18 protein-coding genes and 1 pseudogene are annotated in these 18,375 nt (G+C 69.3%); 8 read left to right on the forward strand and 11 right to left on the reverse strand.

Annotated elements, in window-relative coordinates; translation table 11 throughout:
* Nucleotides 1–8 precede the first annotated feature (8 nt).
* The 3 genes from MED15_RS03290 to MED15_RS03300 form a co-directional block, all read right to left on the reverse strand.
* The gene (locus MED15_RS03290; protein WP_091399805.1) at nt 9–839 is read right to left on the reverse strand and encodes a carbohydrate ABC transporter permease; all 831 of its coding nucleotides are present in this window, start codon (nt 837–839) and stop codon (nt 9–11) included.
* Nucleotides 836–1,789 (reverse strand): carbohydrate ABC transporter permease, encoded by a 954-nt coding sequence (locus MED15_RS03295; protein WP_112734756.1) that lies wholly within the window; start codon nt 1,787–1,789, stop codon nt 836–838. Before MED15_RS03295 ends, MED15_RS03290 begins: the two co-directional genes overlap by 4 nt.
* Nucleotides 1,790–1,865: 76 nt before the next feature.
* Complete coding sequence (locus tag MED15_RS03300; protein ID WP_112588708.1) at nt 1,866–3,140, reverse strand: ABC transporter substrate-binding protein; 1,275 nt, start codon at nt 3,138–3,140, stop codon at nt 1,866–1,868.
* 84 nt (nt 3,141–3,224) lie between these two features.
* Here MED15_RS03300 and MED15_RS03305 point away from each other — a divergent pair, with 84 nt between their 5' ends.
* The gene (locus tag MED15_RS03305; protein WP_112588706.1) at nt 3,225–4,067 is read left to right on the forward strand and encodes an IclR family transcriptional regulator; all 843 of its coding nucleotides are present in this window, start codon (nt 3,225–3,227) and stop codon (nt 4,065–4,067) included.
* Nucleotides 4,068–4,086: 19 nt separating this feature from the next.
* Here MED15_RS03305 and MED15_RS03310 read toward each other — a convergent pair whose 3' ends face one another.
* A complete protein-coding gene (locus tag MED15_RS03310; RefSeq protein WP_112697335.1) occupies nt 4,087–4,401 on the reverse strand; it encodes a chorismate mutase in 315 nt (104 codons plus the stop codon).
* Nucleotides 4,402–4,540: 139 nt separating this feature from the next.
* Between MED15_RS03310 and MED15_RS03315 the strand changes: the two genes are divergently transcribed.
* A complete protein-coding gene (locus tag MED15_RS03315; RefSeq protein WP_244220341.1) occupies nt 4,541–5,425 on the forward strand; it encodes a CDP-diacylglycerol diphosphatase in 885 nt (294 codons plus the stop codon).
* Between the two features lie 43 nt (nt 5,426–5,468).
* On the opposite strand, the pseudogene MED15_RS34645 reads toward MED15_RS03315, so the two are convergent.
* The 4 genes and pseudogenes from MED15_RS34645 to MED15_RS03335 all read right to left on the reverse strand — a co-directional run.
* Nucleotides 5,469–5,789, reverse strand: a pseudogene (locus tag MED15_RS34645) (TetR-like C-terminal domain-containing protein); the annotation flags it as partial.
* Nucleotides 5,752–6,342 carry a TetR/AcrR family transcriptional regulator gene (locus MED15_RS03325; protein ID WP_112588700.1) on the reverse strand — a complete coding sequence of 197 codons (591 nt, stop codon included), beginning with the start codon at nt 6,340–6,342 and terminating at the stop codon, nt 5,752–5,754. The gene MED15_RS03325 and the pseudogene MED15_RS34645, both read right to left, overlap by 38 nt.
* Nucleotides 6,335–7,171, reverse strand: a complete 837-nt coding sequence (locus MED15_RS03330) for an alpha/beta fold hydrolase (protein WP_112734757.1) — start codon at nt 7,169–7,171, stop codon at nt 6,335–6,337. The genes MED15_RS03325 and MED15_RS03330 overlap by 8 nt, the downstream gene beginning before the upstream one ends.
* Nucleotides 7,172–7,247: 76 nt before the next feature.
* On the reverse strand, nt 7,248–8,027 hold the full coding sequence (locus tag MED15_RS03335; protein ID WP_146763110.1) for a hypothetical protein: 780 nt from the start codon (nt 8,025–8,027) through the stop codon (nt 7,248–7,250).
* Between the two features lie 53 nt (nt 8,028–8,080).
* Between MED15_RS03335 and MED15_RS03340 the strand changes: the two genes are divergently transcribed.
* Entirely contained in the window at nt 8,081–8,683 is a 603-nt protein-coding gene (locus MED15_RS03340) for a class I SAM-dependent methyltransferase (RefSeq protein WP_112727100.1), read from the forward strand.
* 93 nt (nt 8,684–8,776) lie between these two features.
* Here MED15_RS03340 and wrbA read toward each other — a convergent pair whose 3' ends face one another.
* Nucleotides 8,777–9,385, reverse strand: a complete 609-nt coding sequence (wrbA, locus tag MED15_RS03345) for an NAD(P)H:quinone oxidoreductase (RefSeq protein WP_091399821.1) — start codon at nt 9,383–9,385, stop codon at nt 8,777–8,779.
* 184 nt (nt 9,386–9,569) lie between these two features.
* On the opposite strand from wrbA, the gene MED15_RS03350 reads away from it, so the two are divergent.
* Both MED15_RS03350 and MED15_RS03355 read left to right on the forward strand, forming a co-directional pair.
* Complete coding sequence (locus MED15_RS03350) at nt 9,570–12,398, forward strand: AfsR/SARP family transcriptional regulator (RefSeq protein ID WP_167457561.1); 2,829 nt, start codon at nt 9,570–9,572, stop codon at nt 12,396–12,398.
* A gap of 69 nt (nt 12,399–12,467) precedes the next feature.
* Entirely contained in the window at nt 12,468–14,033 is a 1,566-nt protein-coding gene (locus tag MED15_RS03355) for an alpha/beta hydrolase (RefSeq protein WP_146766675.1), read from the forward strand.
* 120 nt (nt 14,034–14,153) lie between these two features.
* Here the strand turns inward: MED15_RS03355 and MED15_RS03360 are convergent, their stop codons facing one another.
* Nucleotides 14,154–14,546, reverse strand: a complete 393-nt coding sequence (locus MED15_RS03360; protein WP_112588689.1) for a YybH family protein — start codon at nt 14,544–14,546, stop codon at nt 14,154–14,156.
* A gap of 283 nt (nt 14,547–14,829) precedes the next feature.
* On the opposite strand from MED15_RS03360, the gene MED15_RS03365 reads away from it, so the two are divergent.
* Complete coding sequence (locus MED15_RS03365) at nt 14,830–16,056, forward strand: RNA-guided endonuclease InsQ/TnpB family protein (RefSeq protein ID WP_244220342.1); 1,227 nt, start codon at nt 14,830–14,832, stop codon at nt 16,054–16,056.
* Nucleotides 16,057–16,313: 257 nt separating this feature from the next.
* A complete protein-coding gene (locus tag MED15_RS03370) occupies nt 16,314–16,778 on the forward strand; it encodes an Ig-like domain-containing protein (RefSeq protein ID WP_244220381.1) in 465 nt (154 codons plus the stop codon).
* 62 nt (nt 16,779–16,840) lie between these two features.
* Here the strand turns inward: MED15_RS03370 and MED15_RS03375 are convergent, their stop codons facing one another.
* Nucleotides 16,841–17,554 (reverse strand): alpha/beta fold hydrolase, encoded by a 714-nt coding sequence (locus MED15_RS03375; RefSeq protein ID WP_112583542.1) that lies wholly within the window; start codon nt 17,552–17,554, stop codon nt 16,841–16,843.
* Between the two features lie 110 nt (nt 17,555–17,664).
* Here MED15_RS03375 and MED15_RS03380 point away from each other — a divergent pair, with 110 nt between their 5' ends.
* Nucleotides 17,665–18,330, forward strand: a complete 666-nt coding sequence (locus MED15_RS03380; RefSeq protein WP_112734761.1) for a DNA alkylation repair protein — start codon at nt 17,665–17,667, stop codon at nt 18,328–18,330.
* Nucleotides 18,331–18,375: the final 45 nt, after the last annotated feature.

An 18,375-nucleotide genomic window follows, 5' to 3' on the forward strand; every position in this document is an offset into this window, starting at 1 on the left:
CTTTCGGCTCAACCCTTCACCGCACCGGCGGTCATGCCGGACACCACGTACTTCTGCACCAACAGGTAGAAGGCGACGGCGGGCAGCGTGAACAGGAAGGCGACAGCCATCACCGTCTGGATGGGTGTACCCAGTTCGCCGATGAAGTTCGCGATGCCGACGGAGGCGGGCTGCAGGTCGGGGTTGAAGATGAACGTCACCGCGAACACGTACTCGTTCCAGGCGTGGAAGAAGGCGATGACCGCGGTGGCCGCGATCGAAGGAGCGATGAGCGGCACGTTGATGCGGGTCAGGGTGGTGAAGGGCCGGGCGCCGTCGGCGCGCGCGGCCTCCTCCAGCTCCTTCGGGATGCCGTCGATGGCGCCCTTGAGGATCAGCGCGACGATCGGCAGGACGAAGGCGGAGTTCACCAGGACGAGGCCGGTCAGCGAGTCGAGCAGTTCGAAGCGGCGGAACAGCGCGAACAGCGGGACGACCATGAGCGCCTCGGGAAGCATCTGTGTGAACAGCAGCACGACGGTCAGCACGGCCTTGCCCCAGAACGAGAACCGGGACAGCGCGTAGCCGAGCGGGATGCCCAGGCCGACGGAGAGAACCATCGTGCCGACGGCGATGATCAGGCTGTTCAGCAGCCACCCGGCCGCCTTGCCCTCGGCGAGGGCGTCCACGAAGACCCCGAACTGGCCGAGGTCGGGCGTGAGCCGGGGCTGATCGGCGAAGAGGTCGCTGTTGCTGGACAGTGCCGTGACGAACATCCAGTACAGCGGGAACACCGCGACGCCCAGCACGACGAGCACGGCGACGATCCGCGCGGTGACACCGAATCGGAAGCGCCTCATCGGACCTCCCCCTTTTCCACGGCACGGGCGACAAGTCGGCTGCCGATGATGACGATGAGCGAGATGACGACGCCGACCATTCCGATGGCCGCCGCCGATCCGAGTTCCTTCGAGTCGAACGCCTGCGAGTAGAGGTCGATGACGAGCGTCTCGGTGGCACCGACCGGTCCGCCCTTGGTCATCAACCAGATCAGCTCGAACCGTCGCAGCGACCAGATCGTCATCAGCAGGGCCAGCAGGCCCACTGTCGGCTTGATGACCTGCCAGGTGACCGCGCGGAAGGTGGCCCATCGTCCGGCGCCGTCCACTGTCGCGGCCTCGTTGAGGTCCTGCGGAACGGACTGCAGGGCGGAGAGCAGCACCACTGAGGTGAACGGGAACAGCTGCCAGATGGTCGTGGCGAGCACCGCCGGGAGCGCGTAGCGCGAGCTGTCCAGGATGGCGCCACCCGGCACGCCGAGCCCGACCGCGTCGAGGAACCGGTTCACGATGCCGTACTGCGCGTTGAGCATCCAGGTGGCGATGAGCGCGACCGCGATGCCCGGAGCGGCCCAGGGGACGGTCACCAGTGCCCGCGCCACGCCCCGGCCGCGGAACTTCCTGTTGAGCAGCAGCGCGACGGCGAGTCCGGCGCCGATCGCGACGACCACACAGGTGATCACGTAGACGACGGTGATCAGCAGGGTGCGGTGGAACTCGGGGTCGCCGAAGATCCGGTTGAAGTTGTCGAGCCCGACCCACTCGCTGCGGGTGGGGTTGAGCAGCCTCGTCCTGGTGAAGCTGAGGTACACCTCCTGAACGAGGGGTACCGCCTGGAAGACGAGGATGAACAGGGCGGCGGGTGCCAGGAAGAGGTACGGCGTCCACTTGCTACCCAGCGGGCTGGGCCGGCGCCGGGGCCGACCTGGGGTTGTTGTCTTCGGTGCTCCGGTCTGCTCGACCACAGTCATCGGGTTCGATCCTTCTGGGGGAAGGACGCTGCCGGCGCACGGATCGTTGCGCCGGCAGCGTCGCCGTGTCGAGCGGTCAGCGGACCAGTTCGCTCGCCTGCTGCTGGGCGCGATCCAGTGCCGACTTGAGGTCGGCCTTGCCCTGCAGTGCCGCGACCACGTTCTGCACGACCACCTTGCGGATGTCCGGCGTCTTGGCCTCGAACCCCAGCACGATCTGCGGCAGGCTGGTCTCGGTGAGTCCGTCGAAGACGGGGAGGAACGGGGTCGCCTTGAGCGCCTCCGCGCTGCGCTGCGTGGTGGTGGCCACGCTGCTCGCGCCGAGAATCTCCTGCAGCTTGACCTGGTTCTGCGGCTCCAGCGCCCACTTGATGAAGGTGCCGGCCTCGTCCTTGCCCTCGCTCGCCTCGTTGATCACGATCGGTGCGAGGATCGCGCCCTGCTTGCGGACCGGGAACGGGATGGGCGCGACGTTGAAGTTCAGCTTGGCGTTCTGGCCGCGGGTGGCGGTCACGTAGCCGCCGTTGTTGAGTTCCATCCCGACCTTGCCCTCGGCGAACATCCGCCGGAAGGTGGCCGCGTCCGCTCCGCGCGGAATCACGTTCGCGTCGTACAGGTCCTTGAACGCCTGCAGGCCCTTGAGGTTCTCCGGCGAGTTGATCGTCAGGTTCTTGCCGTCGGACCACGCACCGCCGAAGCCGTAGACGTAGTTGAAGATGTCCTGCCAGACACCGGCCTCCTCGGCCTCCGTCTGACGGAACGCCAGGCCGAAGACGTCACCCTTGGTCAGCGACTTCGCGGTGGAGGTGAACTGCTCGTAGGTGGTCGGCGGCGTCGGGATCAGGTCCGCGTTGTAGAACATCGCGTAGTTCGACGCCTCGAAGATGACGCCGTGCCGGACACCGTCGTGGACCATGAACTGGTCCGGCTGCTTGAGCAGGTCGTACTTGCTGGCGTCGATCACCTTGTCCAGCGGCGCGATGAGGCCGGCGTCCGAGGCCGCCTCGAACTCGGGCATGTCGAAGCGGACCAGGTCGGGGCCCTTGCCGCTGCCCATCTGCGTGAGCACGGTCTGGCCGAAGGTCGGGTACGGCACCGCGGCGGCGGACACCTGGACCTTGGTCTGGCTCTGGTTGAACTCGTCGAGCCATTTGGTCAACAGCGGCCCGCGACCCGGGTCGCCGAAGGTCGAGGCGGCGAAGGTCAGTTTGGTGACGCCGTCGCCGGAATCGCCGTCCGAGCCGCAACCGGTCAGGAGGGTGGCGACCAGGCCGAGGGCACATGTCGCCCTGGCGATGCCGAAATGAGCGCGCTTATTACCCATCGTTACTCCACTGTTACGTGTTGGCATCGAACCGATTAAATTGCAACGATCGTAGCGCCATGTGCAACGGTGTCAAGTGGCGATTGCGCATCGCGTCATCTATATTGCATAATGTGCAATGACAGCGGCGGCGCTGCCCGTCGCGCGAGGGGAGACACAGCCTTGGCGCAATCAATCCGTCGCGCGATCGACCTCATCCGTCGATCCGCGGAGCACCCGCTGTCCCTTACGGAGGCTGCGGACGTGCTCGGCGTCCACAAGTCCACAGCCCTGCGCATCCTGCAGACACTGGAGTCCGCGCGCTTCGTCCGCCGCACCGGCGCGGGCACCTACGTGCTCGGCAGTGGCCTGATCGAGTTGTCCGAGCTCGCGCTCGGCTCGATGGACCTCCGCCAGCCCGCGGCCGCACACCTGCGTGCGCTGCAACGCGCGACCGGCCACACCGTACACCTGGCGCAACTGACCGGCGACGAGATCATCTATATCGACAAGGTGGACAGCCCGGCGTTCGACGCTGTCAAGCTGCCCTCGCGTGTGGGACGCGCGGTGTCCATCTACGCGAGCGCTGTGGGCAAGACGATCCTGGCCTACCTTCCCCGGCAGGAACGCGACCGTCTTCTCTCCCACGTCGTCTTCGAGAAATTCACCGACACCACCTTCACCGACCACGACGCCCTGGAAGCCGAACTCGCCCGCATCCACGACTGCGGCTGGGCCGTGGACAACGGCGAGCACGACGCATACGTGATGTGTGTGGCCGCGCCGATCAGGGATTCGCGGGGGCAGGTCATCGCCGCCGCCTCGATCACGGCGATCGAGGTCATCGCAAGCCTCGACCAGCTCAAGAGCAACCTTCCGCTGCTCCTGGAGACCGCCAACAAGATCTCGTACGAGCTCGGCTACGCGCCGCCCGCCGTGGCGAGCCCGGACGGTGAGAGCCGCTCCGCCACCTGAGCGCGCACGTCCCGAGCGATCACCGCGTTCTCGGCGCCGACCCGCCGGTGACGCGGTGGTGCTCGTCGGTCTCCATGTCGATGAAGGCCTGGATCATGCTCCGGTAGATCCGCTCGATCAGATCCGGGTCGGCACCGGCCTCGCTGGCCAACGTGCGAACCCGGGCCACCACCTGCGCCACCCGGTCCGGCGCACGGACCGCCTGAGCGTCGCTCTTGAGCGGGGCGGCCTGCCGGACCAGCGCCTCCCGCCGGGCGAGCAGCCCGACCAGTTCTCGATCCAGCTCGTCGATCCGAGCACGGATCTCGGTCAACGTCGCCGCAGTCTCTGCCACGCCGGAAATCGTCGCACGACGACGACACGATCAGGCGACCCGTTCGCCGGGCGACGCGCCGAATGCCCGCTTTCGCCCTAATCTCGACACGTTCATGTTCGCCTCGGCACGGCAACCACGGAGGATGACGATGGGCGGTATGCCACGACGTCAGTTCGTCAGACTCTCCGGGACCGCTGGCGCCACGGGACTGCTGGGTCTGGCCGGCGCGGACCGGGCGCTGGCCGACGGCGGCCCGACCCCCGAACCCTCCCCATCGCCCCCCGGCGGCCCGGGCGCCGCGGCCTGCCCCACACCCTCGGCCCTGTGCGGCTACCCCACCGACACCGGTGGCAGGTACGACCTGTGGGACCGGGTTCAGGTCTGCGAGGGCACGAAAACCGGCCCACCGTTCCCCCAGTGTCTGCGCACGACTCCCACATACGTCGTCCTCAATGGAGGAACCGGGTCGAACCACGACTTTCTGCTCGTGCCCAGTTGCCGGATCAGCGGCATCGAGTGCCCGTTCATCACCACCGCCAACGCGCCCAACTACTGGCTGGAGGCGTGGAACAACGCGCAGCCGGGGCAGCCGGGGCACGTCGTCTACCCGCATATCGGGCTGGGCGTCAACTCCGCCGACCCGACGATTCGGATGCAGGACCAGCTACACATCCACCTGGCCGGGATCCACTCGGGAATCCAGACGCAGCTCAACAACCACGACAGTGCGATCAGCAACGACCCGTCGCGCTGGCGCAACCAGATCGTGCCGATCTGGGGTCTGACGAGCACCGGCCTGCCCGCCCCGCGCTCTTACCGGGTGCTGCACGTCGCGAACCTGAACGGGAACCTCTTCCGACTCCTGCTGGACAGCGTGGTGCTACCGACCGGGGCGACAATGGCCGTGCAGATGCTGGCCGTGACGCCCCGTCTGATCGGCAGCGGCGGGTTCTACGTCCTGAACAGCGAGCCTGGCCTGCCCGTCCCGGCCGGCCAGCCCGGCGGCACCGGCACCGTCGACTTCCTGCTCGCGTACGCCTGAGCGGTCCGCTCAGCGCAGCAGCGCCATCCGGTCGATGATGTAGTCGCGCAGCCGCGGTGAAGACCTCGAAAGCTCCCATGCCGAGCACGGCTAGCTCGGCCGCCATTGCCGGGGCCCGCTCAAGGGCCTGCCCAGCATCCCAGGCGGCACCGAACATCACCCGGTACTGATGGGGCCGGCGTTCGGCGAAGGTCAGGTAGGCCGTGCAGATCGCGCGCAGGCGCTCGACCGGATCCACGTCATCCAGTGCGCCCAGCTCCTGCTCCAGGATGCCGAACGCGCGTTGAGCGACCGCGAGCAGCCGGTACGGGTCGAGGCTCCCGGTGTCAGCGGGCGGCGTCGCTGCCGCTGGCGGCGCCGGCACGAAGGCCCTGATCGATGAAGTTGATCAGCCAGGTGAAGCTCTCGTCGACGGACGCGTCGATCTGGAAGCCACCGGCCGCCTCCAGGGTGGCGAAGCCGTGCAGGACACTGCGCAGCGTCCGCATGGCGTGGATCTCCTGGCCGGGATCCAGGTCGTACCCGCTGAGCATGGCCGCCCAGGAGGCGAGCACCCGCTCGCTGGCCGGGACGAACGGGTCGTCGGGGCCGGTCGGGCGGGTGGCGTTGGCGGCCGCGTACCGGCCGGGGTGTTCCCGCACGTACGTCCGCATCGCCTGCGCGCCCGCGGCGAGGGCATCGCTGCCGGACCGGCCCTGAATGGCGTCGCGGATGGCATCGCCGGCCTCGGTCATGGCCAGGACGGCGATCCGGTGTGCCAGCTCGGCCTGGCTGGTGACGTGCTTGTAGAGCGAGGGGGTCTTGACCCCGAGCCGTTCGGCGAGCAGGCCCATGCTGAGGTTGTCGAAGCCGACCTCGTCGACCAGCGCGGCGGCGGCTTCGGTGACCGATGCCGGGGTGAGCCGGGCCTTAGGCATTGGTCAGCGTCCGGGCGAGGAAGGGCAGGACCAGGGCGAGGACCTCGTCGGGCGTCTGGGCGTGCGGGTAGTGGCCGGCGCCCCCGATGACAGCCAGCTCGCCGAGCCCTCGCGGCAGGTCGGCGAGGATGCGCTCGCCCTCGGCCCGCGGGTCGGCCCAGTCGGGGTCGGCACTGCCCTGGATCACCAGGACCGGGCAGGTGACGTTGGGCAGTTGCCGACCGGCGTCGGCCGGGCTGGTCCTGGCCATGGCCTGGAGGACCTTCATCCGGCCGGGCTCACTCAACTTGGCCTCGATGCGCGCCAGCTCGCTGTGCCAGTCGGCGGGCTTGGTGGGGTACGCCACGTCGAGGTACTTCTTCCAGTTCGCCAGGCTGCCCCGCATGAGTACCTGCGCCAGTTGGAGGTAGCCGGCCCGGAAGCGCTTCACCCGCACCAACCCGCCGAGGTCGAAGGACTGTGCGCGGGTGAACGGCGCCAGCTCGATGGCGCCGACGATCAGCTCGGGCGCGGTGGCGGCCGCGATGGTCGCGGCACCGCCGCTGATCGACTGGCCGATGAGCACGGCCGGTCCGCCCAGGTGGCGCACGACGGCGACGAGATCATCCGCGATGTCGGTGCGGCTGTAGCCGCCCCAGCCGAGGCTGGAGTCGCCGCAGCCACGGATGTCGACGTTGGCGACCCGGTATCCGGCCGCGGCCAGGGCCGGAGCGACGAACCGGTACGAGTGCCGGCTGTCGCCCATGCCGTGTGCCAGGACGACCAGTGGGCCCTGCCCGGTGGCCTCGTAGGCGATGGTGTTGCCGGCAATGTCCAGGTATTCGGTCATGACGCCCTCCACTGAAGCTAACGCGATTAGCTAAAGGCTAACTGCATTAGCCGCAGAGGGCAAATGCCGGTCGCCGCTACTTCCCTTCGCCCAGGCCGAGCTGGGGATAGAGGGCGTCGGGGGCGGCGATCGCTCCGGGCGGCCGAGCGACAGTGACTGTCGTACCGAAGTCGCTGTAGCGCAGGGACGCGTTCGGCAGCCCGCTGGCCTCCGGCATCAGGAAGCTGACCAGTCGACCCTCGGTGTCCAGCGATGCCCGGAACGTGTGCCTGCGCGCGCTGTCCGGAAAGACACCACCGGGACCGGGGCGGAAGCTGATCCCGTTACCGGCGGCAATGCGGGTCGCGTCGATCGTCCCGGAGATCTCCGGGCCGTCCGCTCGTGCGGTGACGATCGCGTCGATGAGGCGGCCGGAGCCGCCGGAGTCGTTCTTGCCCGGTGCGAAGCTCAGGGCGAAGTCCGACGGCACCCGGGCCGGGTCGAGGACCGTCCATTCGTCGCCGACACCGCGGAACAGACTGGTCTTCATGTAGACCTCGTCGTCGATCATCCGGATCTCGATGACCCCACCCGGCGCCGTAACCTTGACGGTCAAGCGCTTGTGGACGTTGTCGGTGTGCGACAGCGACGTGATCTGACTGGCGATGTCGACGTCGCTGCGATAACTCGTCTGATTGACGAACGCCGTGCCGCCACGCAGCAGGCCGATCGCCTCGGCCGTCGTGGTGGCATCGGCGCTGGCGGCCGACACCGGCACGGATTCAGGTCTGGGTTCGCTCTTCGTCGGCGCGCCAACCGAGCAACCCAGCAGGAGCAGGCCCGCAGAAATGCCGGCCAGTGTGGCTCGACGTGTCATGGCCATCACGGTAGGCCGCCTGGGCAAGGTCGGGTGGCCCGTATAGTGCCGCGATGGAAACGGACACGGTACGGCAGGCTTACACGTCCGTCGCGGAGCGCTACATCGAGCTGTTCGGCACAAGCCAGCAGGTGGACGCCGACGACCTCGCCCTCATCAGACGGCACCTGGGCAGCCGGCCCGGCCGGGTGCTCGATCTGGGGTGCGGGCCTGGCCACCTCACCGGCTACCTTCGTGAGCTTGGCGTCGACGTGATGGGGATCGACCTCGTCCCCGAGTTCATCGCGCATGCGCGGGCGTCCCACCCGGGCGTCGAGTTCCACCTCGGTTCGATGGAACGCCTCGACGTCGCCGAGGGCTCCATCGACGGCATCCTGGCCTGGTACTCGTTGATTCATCTTCCGCCGCCGGAGTTCGACGGCATGCTCAAGGAGTTCCGGCGGGTGCTGGTCCCGGCCGGGCGGTTGGTCCTGGGCGTCTTCGACGCCGAGGAGGTCGGCGCCTTCGACCACAAGGTCCTGACCGCCTACCGCTGGCCGGTCGACGAGGTCTCCGAACGACTCGGCCGGGCCGGTTTCCGGGAGGTGGAACGTCTCCGGCGGCCCGGCACCGATGAGCATCGGCCGCTTGCCGCCATCGCGGCGGTCGCGGTGTGAGGACGCCGAGGGCCGGTCTCCCATCGTGGGAGACCGGCCCTCGCCCAGCTGAGCACCCGCGTCGACGCGGGCGTGCGTTACGTGCCAGCGCGCTCAGGCGCTGAGCTTCCCGGCGATCTTGACGACCCGCTCGGCCATGTGGTCCAGGGCAGCGAACTGGGCATCGCCCAGCGGGGCGTCGTTGCTTCCGCCGGTGACGTGCGAGACGCCGTACGGGTTGCCGTCGGCGAACTTCAGCGGGTCGGTGTAACCCGGGGCGACGACCAGACCGCCGAAGTGGTGGACGGTGTTGTAGAGCGCCAGAAGGGTCGACTCCTGGCCGCCGTGCGCGGTCATGGATGCGGTGAAGCCGGCGTACACCTTGTCGGCGAGCAGGCCCTGCGCCCACTGCGGGCCGAGGGTGTCGATGAACTGCTTGAGCTGGCTGGCCACGTTGCCGTAGCGGGTGGGCGTGCCGAACAGCACCGCGTCCGCCCAGACGACGTCGTCGGCGGTCGCCTTCGGCTCGTTCTTCGTGGCGTCGAAGTGCTGGCTCCAGGCGGCGTTGGAGGCGATGGCCTCCGCCGGGGCGAGCTCCGGAACCTGACGCAGCCGCACTTCGGCGCCCGCCTTCTCGCCGGCCTCGGCGAGGCGCTTGGCCATGGCGTGGAGGGTACCGGTGGACGAGTAGTAGATGACGGAGAGCTTGGTCATCGGAGGCATCCTTCCCAAAGTAGTTGCCGCTGATAAATTTGCGGCCGCAACAATCTCGACTGTAGCAGCCACCTCGCGGCACCCCAACGTCCTGACCATGCCCACCTGCGTGACGGAGCACACCAAGGCACGGGCGCGGGCCGCGGCCGTCCAGCCGATGAGGCGAAATGGTTCGGCCCCCTACGATGAGGCGATGGACCCCGCTGGGGCGCCACCGGCGGCGCGGTACCAACTGCTCGGACCGGTCGAGGTGCGGTCGGCCTACGGGGAACGGCTGGCCCTCGGCACGCCGATGCAGGTGCGCCTCCTGGCCGTGCTGATGTCACAGCCGGGCACCGGGTGGTCCATCGACCAACTCGTCGACGAGCTGTGGCAGGGGCGCCCACCGAAGACGGCAGCCGGCAACGTGAAGACCTATGTCTGGGCGTTGCGTCGGGCGCTGCGCTCCCCCGGCTTCCCCGACCCCGCCATCCTCGCCGGGCCAACCGGCTACCGCCTCGCCCTGGACGGGCTGACGGTGGACAGCGTGGCCTTCGACGACCTGGCCCAACGCGGGTATTCCGCGCTGCGGCACTGTCACTGGCCAGCCGCCCAGGAATCGTTCGAGGCCGCGTTGGCGCTCTGGCGTGGGGAGCCGTTCGCGGGCCTCCCGGGCTGGGGGGTGTTGCTCTCCGTCCGAGCGCGGCTCCAGGAGCAGCGGTCGAGCCTGGCGGAAGAGGTGGCGGACCTCCAGCTGCGCGCCGGACGGCATCACGAGCTGATCGAACCGCTGCGGAGCCAGGTCGACGCCGATCCGCTGCGCGAGCGCCCCTGGGGGCAACTGATGGTGGCCCTGGCGCGGACCGGCCGGCGTGCCGACGCGCTGGCGACGTACCGGCAGCTCCGCCACATCCTCGCCGAGGAGGTGGGAGTCGAGCCCGGCCCCGATGTCCAACACCTGCACACCCGCATCCTGCGGGCGGAGCGTGAGCTGTTGACATCCCATCCGCGGCCACCGGAAAGAGTCGCGCCGCGAATCGTCCCCCGGCAGCTGCCAGCCCCACCGACGTTGTTCACCGGCCGGGCCGCGGAGCTGGCCCGGCTCACCACGCTGCTGATCGGTGGCTCCCGCTCGGCCAGCACCGTCGTCATCACCGGTACGGGCGGCGTCGGAAAGAGTTGGCTGGCGCTGCGCTGGGCGCACGACAACCTGCGTCATTTCCCCGACGGGCAGCTCCACGTCGACCTGGGTGGATTCGGCACCGCGACGCAGGAGGCGTCACCCTCGGCCGTCGTCGTACGCTCGCTCCTGCCCGCCCTGGGTGTGAAACCCCTGGAAATCCCCGCGGAGCCGGCGGCCCAGTTCGCCCTGTACCGCAGCCTGACCGCGGACCGACGGCTGCTCGTCCTGCTCGACAACGCCCGCGACGCGGAACAGGTGCGGCCGCTACTGCCGGGGTCGACAGGCTGCGGTGTGCTCGTGACGAGTCGCCACACCCTGCCCGGCCTGGTCGCCACCGATGGCGCCCATCCCCTCGCCCTGGACCTGCCCAGCGACGGCGAAGCGCGCCAACTGCTCGTCCGCCGACTGGGTGCGCAGCGGGCCGCCGCCCAGCCGGCAGCGGTGGACGAGCTGATCAGACGTACCGCGCGGTTGCCCCTGGCCCTGTCCATCGTGGCCGCGCGAGCCGCCGCCCGGCCCACGTTTCCGCTCCAGGCCATCGCCGACGATCTCGCGGCGAGCCGGGGCGGGCTCGCCGCCCTGGCCACCGACGATGCCGCCACCGACGTGCGTACCGTGCTCTCCTGGTCATACCGACTGCTCAGCGCGGACGCGGCCCGACTGTTCCGGCAGATCAGCCTGCACCCCGCCGCCGACGTCAGCGCGGCGGCAGCAGCCAGCCTCGCCGGAGCGCCACCGCCCATGATCCGGCCGGCGCTCGACGAGTTGACCCGGGCGAACCTGCTGGCCGAGCAGTCCCCCAACCGCTTCCGCTGTCACGATCTGCTCCGCGCCTACGGCGAGGAGCTGACGCGCGCGCTCGACCGCCCGGCCGACCGTAGCGCCGTCCGCAGGCGCCTGCTTGACCACTACCTGCGTGTCGCCCGTGACGCGGCGAGGCTGGTCGACGCTGGTTGGCAGCCGCTCGATCCGCTGCCCCTGCCGGCCGATGCGTCACCGTCGGCGTTCTCCGACCACCGGGCCGCGCTGGCCTGGTTCACCATCGAACAGCGGGTGCTGCTGGCCGCCGTCGACGACGCGGCCACGCGCAGCTTCGACGCCCACGCCGGGCACCTCGCCCAGGCCCTCACTCCCCTGCTCAGCCGGCTCTCACAGTGGCACGACCTGGCCGCCGTACAGGCCATCGCGGTAACGGTCGCGCAGCGCCGCGGTGATCCACGGGCCGAGGCGCTGGCCCACCGGGACCTCGCGCTGGCCCACATCCAGCACCGCCGGTTCGATGCGGCCCACCATCACCTCCGGCGCGCGATGGCACGGTACGACCAGGCCGGCGACCGCCCGGGGCAGGCCAGCGCACACCTGCACCTCGCCTGGCTCTCCGACATCGAGGGCGACGCCGGAGCGGCACTGCCGCATGCCAGGGAGGCACTGGCGTTGGCCAGCAGCACCGACGACCGGCTCGGCGAGGCGGCAGCGCTCAACGCTCTCGGCTGGAGCCACGCGCGGCTGGACGAGCACGCCCGCGCCATCACCTACTGCGAGCAGGCGCTGGCGCTCTACGAGGAGGCCGAGGACCGGCTCGGCGCGGCCCACACCTGGGACAGTCTCGGATTCGCCTATCAGGGCCTCGGGAAGCATCCGACCGCTGCGGACTGCTACCGGCGCGCGCTGGCGCTCTATTCCGACGTCCAGGACCCTTGCGGACGGGCGGACACACTCGTCCGCCTCGGCGACACCCATCAGGCGGTGGGCGACCACGACACCTCGGTCGACCTGTGGCGGCAGGCATTGGCGATCCTCGACCGGGTCGGTCATCCGCAGGCCACGGTGCTGTCCGAACGGCTTGAGGCGTACCGGTGAATGCCCTGCGCCGAGCGGCTGCGGACCGGCATGGATCCGACGTGGACCGGGCGTCGGCAGGCTGGACGAATGTTGACCACGAAGAGAACCACCTTCCGGCATCCCCGCGGGGTCGCCCGTCGACGCCGGCGGCTCCTCGGTAGCCTCTCGGCCGTCGTCGCGGTCCTCGTCGCCCTCTCGCTCAACGCCCCACCGTCGCTCGCGGGCACCACGCCGACGGCCGGCGGCACCGGGCCCGTCGCCGCGGACACGACCGGCGGTTGGAACGGTCGGATCGACTGGCGGGCGTGCCCGGAACAACCCGACGATCCGGGTACGCGGTGCGGCACCCTGCGCCTGCCGGTCGACTGGGCCCGTCCGGGCGGGGAGACCTTCCCGCTGGCCCTGGCCCGGCGACCCGCCACCGATCCGGCCGCCCGCATCGGTGTCCTGGTCTTCAACCCCGGCGGTCCCGGCCTGTCCGGGGTGGACGTGGCGTTGACGGCCGCCAGCCAGCTCGGGCCGGACGTGTTGCGCCGCTTCGACATCGTCGGCTTCGACCCCCGGGGCACGGTCCGTAGCGCACCGGTGCGCTGCTCATCGGAGCTGCTGGGCCAGCACCCCTCCCTGGCACCCGTCAACGCTGCGGAGTTCGAGCGACTCCGTACCTACAACCGCCAGTTGCGCGACGACTGCCGCGCTCACAGTGGCCCACTGTTCGACCACCTCGACAGTGTGAGCGTCGCGCGTGACACGGACGCCATCCGGGCCGCACTCGGTGAGCGACAGCTGAGCTTCTATCAGTGGTCCTACGGCACACTGATCGGACAGTCCTACGCCGAGCTGTTCCCCGACCGCGTCCGCGCACTGGTCATGGACAGCGTGATGGACCACAGCCAGGGGGTCCGGGAGTACTTCCGCAGCGGGGCGGCCAGTAACGAGACGCTGTTCCACGAGTTCGTGACCTGGTGCGAGCGGAACTCCGGTTGCGCGCTGCACGGACGTGACGTGCCGGCGCTCTACGACCAACTGATGCGCCGTGCCGATGCCGGCACGCTTGTCGACGCGGCCACCGGCACCCCGCTGACCTGGTTCGAGCTTGGGTTCGCGACCTTCGTCAACTTCTTCGACGCGACCTGGGCCGATCTCGCTAACATGCTGCTCGCGCTGGAACGGGGCGAGCCCGCCTCACTCGCGTCCCCGATGGTGCCGGTCGACGGCGACAAGGACCTGACCGAGTACGCGTTACCGGCGTTCTGCCAGGACTGGTCGCTGCCGATCGACGGGTTCGCCGACTGGAACCGGTATCTCGAACTGTCCCGCGCCGCCGCACCGCACCTGCGGGCCTCCCCGTTGGCCGTCCGCTTCGGCGCGATCTGCCTGGGCTGGACGGCGACCAACCCACAACATCAGCTGCGGGTACGCACGAGCGCGCCGCTGCTGGTGCTCAACGGACGGTACGACCCGGCCACCCCGTACGACGGGGCGCAACGGGTGGTGCGCCAGCTCGGCAGCCGGGGCCACCTCGTCACCTACGAGGGGTCGGGCCACGCCAGCTACCCACGGACCGAGTGCACCCGTCGTCAGGTGGAGCGGTACCTCATCACCAGAACCACACCGCCGACCGGAGCGAGCTGCCCGGCCGCCCCGGTCTGACGGGTCGACATCGTCACGGTGACGCCCCAGCTCACGGTAAGTAGTGCGACCCATCCGACGGCCTGTCGGTCAGGTCCCCTACCCCGGTGGCTGGGGCGTCCCCACCGCAACCGTCTCAGGTCAGGAGCCGTCGGACGGCTCGGCGGGCTGCTGCCCCGGCCAGAACGGCCACTCCTCGAATGAGCGGCACCGTCCGTCGTCGGCGAACCGCATGACCCACAGGTCGCGGTACTCCTGGTCGACCGGGTCGCCGTAGCGGACCTCCTGGCGCGACACGGCGGTGTCACCCTCGACCGCGACGATCTCCGTGGTCAGCTGGAACACCTCGTCGGGACCCTTGCGCTGCTTCTCCCACATCCGAGCGATGGCCGGCAGGCCGACGACGGGCGTCCAGTACGGCCCCTGCTGATAGCTCGCGTCCTCGGTGAAGAGCGTGACCAGCGCGTCAGTGCCCGGGGTCCGCCAGAGCCGCTCGTAGGTGGCAAGCCAATCCTCGACGTGCTTCCTGTCCATGGCCCTCACCTTGCCATCCGAGCGGCGGTCAGCTGGGAAAACCCGCAGGCCGCGGGTAGCTTGACAGTGCCATCTTGGGTGGGAAGTTGACCAGCAGGTGCACGTGGTTGTTCTCGCGGGAACTCGACCAGTTCGGCTTCGAAGTCGGCGCACACTGCTCTCCTTCAGGCGGGTGACGTGCCGGTCGGCGAGCACTTCGTGCCGGTACTTCGTCACGAGAACCAAGTGAGCATGCAGGGCGGAGACACGGTGTCTGCTCGTGCTGACGTCTCGTGAATCAGCCATGAGCCAATGGCAGACTGTGGTGGTGCAGCTTCGGTTCAACTACCGCGTCTACCCGACGTCTGGCCAGCAGCAAGCGTTGGCGCGGGCGTTCGGGTGCGCGCGGGTGGTGTTCAACGATGGGCTGCGCACACGTCAGCAGGCGCAGGCGGCTGGCCTGCCGTATGTGACGGACGCCGAGCTGTCCCGACAGGTCACGGCGGCCAAACTCACCCCGCAGCGCGCGTGGCTGGGCGAGGTGTCGTCGGTGGTGTTGCAGCAGGCCCTCGCGGACCTGAACACCGCCTACCGCAACTTCTTCACCTCAGTCTCAGGCAAGCGTAAGGGCCGCACGGTGGGTGCGCCCCGGTTCCGGTCCCGCAAGGACAACCGGCAGGCCATCCGGTTCACGGCCAACGCCCGGTTCAAGGTTTTGGACAACGGACGGCTCAGGCTGCCAAAGATCGGCGACGTGCAGGTGCGCTGGTCGCGGACACTGCCCGCCATGCCGACGTCGGTGACGGTGATCCGGGACGCGGCGGGTCGGTACTTCGCGTCGTTCGTCGTGCAGAGCACGCACGAGCCGCTGCCGTCGGCCGCGTCCGAGGTGGGTATCGACCTGGGCCTGACGCACTTCGCGGTCATGTCCGATGGCACGAAGGTGACCGCGCCGAAGTTCCTGCGTCGCGCGGCACGCAAACTGAAGCGGTTGCAGCAGGACCTGTCGCGCAAACAACGTGGCAGTCGCAACCGCAAGAAGGCTGTGGTGAAGCTCGCCCGCGCCCATGCGCGGGTGGCCGACACTCGGCGGGACTGGCAGCACAAGCTGTCCACGGCGATCATCCGCGACAACCAAGCGGTGTACGTCGAGGACCTGTGCGTGACCGGTCTCGCCCGCACGCGGCTGGCGAAGTCGGTACACGACGCCGGGTGGGCGCAGTTCACCGCCATGCTGGAGTACAAGGCTGCCCGCTACGGGCGCACCTTCGCCCGGGTGGACCGGTTCTTCCCGTCCACCCGGATGTGCTCGGACTGCGGCCGGATCACCGACAAGATGATGCTCAATGTTCGTACGTGGGTCTGCCCGTGTGGCAGTCACCACGACCGGGACGTCAACGCCGCCAGGAACATCAGGGCCGCCGGACGGGCGGACCTCAACGACCGTGGAGCGCAGATAAGACCGGCATCCGTGCCGGCACCGCGCAGCGAAGCGGTAACCCACCGGGAGCTCGTCCCTTCGGGGACGTAGCAGACCGGAAGCTTCGCCCTCCAGGGCCAAGAGGACGTCAATGGTACCGCGTCTGGGAAAAACCAACACCTCCCGTCACGCACCCACCCACCCACCCACCCACCACCCTTACCTTCACGATCTTCGCCGGGGATCACCTGTGGTCGGGGGTCGACTCCGTGTCGGTGACGCCGGCGGCGGTAAACCTGACGACGGGCTAGAGCTGGGCCAGGCAGTTCACCGCCCAGGTGACGACCAACGAGGGTGTGAGCCCGGCGGTGACGTGGTCGGTCCGGGGTGCGACCTCCACCGGCACCACCATCTCCGCAGAGGCCTGCTCTCGGCGCCGCGGAGACCGCGTCGTCGCTCACCGTCGTGGCGACGTCGGCGGTCGATCCGACAAAGTCACGCTCGGCCCAGGTCACCCTGACGCCTCCGGGTCCGGCACGGGTCGCGGTGAAGGCGAAGGCCACGCCGGCTCGGTCGTCCGCGGTGGCACGTTCACGCTGACCGTCGACGTACGGGCACAGTCTCCGCACCGGAAGGCTCCGAAGGTGATTGGCGAGGTCGCCGTCACCTTCGGCGGTACCACCCAGGTGGTTCCGCTCCGTGGTGGCGCGGCCGTCGTCGAGCTGCCGACCGACGGGCTGCCCGCAGGTGTGCACCCGGTGCACGTCGCCTACTCCGGTGACCGGGTCCACGCCCCCACCGCGGCGGTCCACCAGCAGCTGCGGGTTCGGTAGCCAGCAGGGGTGGGCCGGCGACCTCTCGTCGTCGGCCCACCGCCAGCGGTCCGTCCGGACCGTCAGCTCACGCCCCGAACCGCCTCGATGATCGTCTCGGCGACCTCGCTCGGCCGGGCCACCGCCATCGCGTGCGAACCGCCGACGACCTCGCGCTGGCCCCGGGGGTTGGCCCGCTCGGCCATGAAGCGGTGCACGTCGGCGGGAATGTTCTTGTCAGCGTCCCCGAACACGAACCAACTGGGCAGCGATCGCCAGGCGGGATCGCCGGTGAGCTTGCCGCCCAGGCCCTCTTCGGTGATCGGCCGCTGGGTCCGCGCCATCAGCGCTGCCACGTCGTCCGACGAGTCCGCGCAGAACTGCGCGTGGTACTGCTCCTGGCCGATCGCCACCTCGTTGCCGCCGGTCGACACCGGGTACTGCACCAGCGTGTCGGCGAGCGTGCTGCCGGGGAACTTCGCGGACAACGTCATCGCCGACTCACCGGTGTCCGGCGCGAAGGCGTTGACGTACACGAGGGCCCGCACCGAGGTGTCGCCGGCCGCGGCCTGCGTGATCACCATGCCACCGTACGAGTGGCCGACGAGGACGACAGGACCGCCGATCCAGCGGACGACATCCCGCACGTACGCGGCGTCGCCCGCCACGCTCCTCAGCGGGTTCGCGACGGCCACCGAGTCGTACCCGGCGCCCAGCCGCTCGAGCACACCGTTCCAGCTCGCCGACTCGGCGAACGCGCCGTGCACGAGCACGATGGTGGGCTGTGGATCAGGCATGATAGGTGCCCCCTCACTCCGTGAAGCTGTTCACCGCCGGTCGCACTGGTACGCCTGGATACCCGTCACGCGAGTGTGAAACGTCCGGTCCCGATGGGCAGGAGGCTGCGATGGCTACGACGACGCTGGCCGAGGTGACGGCCGAACTGGCCCAGCTGGAGGACCAGAAGACACGCGAGGTGAACGTCAGACACGGCGACGATCATGGCGTGAACCTCGGCGCGCTTCGGGCATTGGCGAAGCGACTGAAGACGCAGCACGATCTCGCGCGCCAGCTCTGGGCGACGGGCGGAGCCTCGGCGCGACTGTTGGCAATCCTGATCTGCCGTCCCAGGGCGTTCGAGCGGGACGAGCTGGACGTCATGTTGCGCGAGGCGCGCGCCCCGAAGGTGCACGACTGGCTCCTGAACTACGTGGTGAAGAAGAGCCCGCACTCCGAAGAGCTGCGGCTGGCCTGGTTCGCCGACCCGGATCCCGTGGTCGCGAGTGCCGGCTGGGCGCTGACCACCGAACGCGTGACGAAGAAGCCCGAGAGTCTCGACCTCCCGGGACTGCTCGATGTGATCGAGACCGAGATGAAGGACGCGCCGGATCGCCTGCAGTGGGCGATGAACCACTGCCTGGCGCAGATCGGTATCGAGCACGCCGAGCACCGCGGCCGGGCGATCGACATCGGCGAACGCCTTGAGGTGCTCAAGGACTACCCCACCTCCCCCGGCTGTACGTCTCCGTTCGCTCCCACCTGGATCAGCGAGATGGTGCGCCGAGCGCGATAGGCAGCGAATTGTCTGTCGATCCCGCATCGGCGGGGTCGACGTCGT

It is taken from the genome of Micromonospora noduli, from assembly GCF_003264475.1.
GTDB lineage: Bacteria > Actinomycetota > Actinomycetes > Mycobacteriales > Micromonosporaceae > Micromonospora > Micromonospora noduli.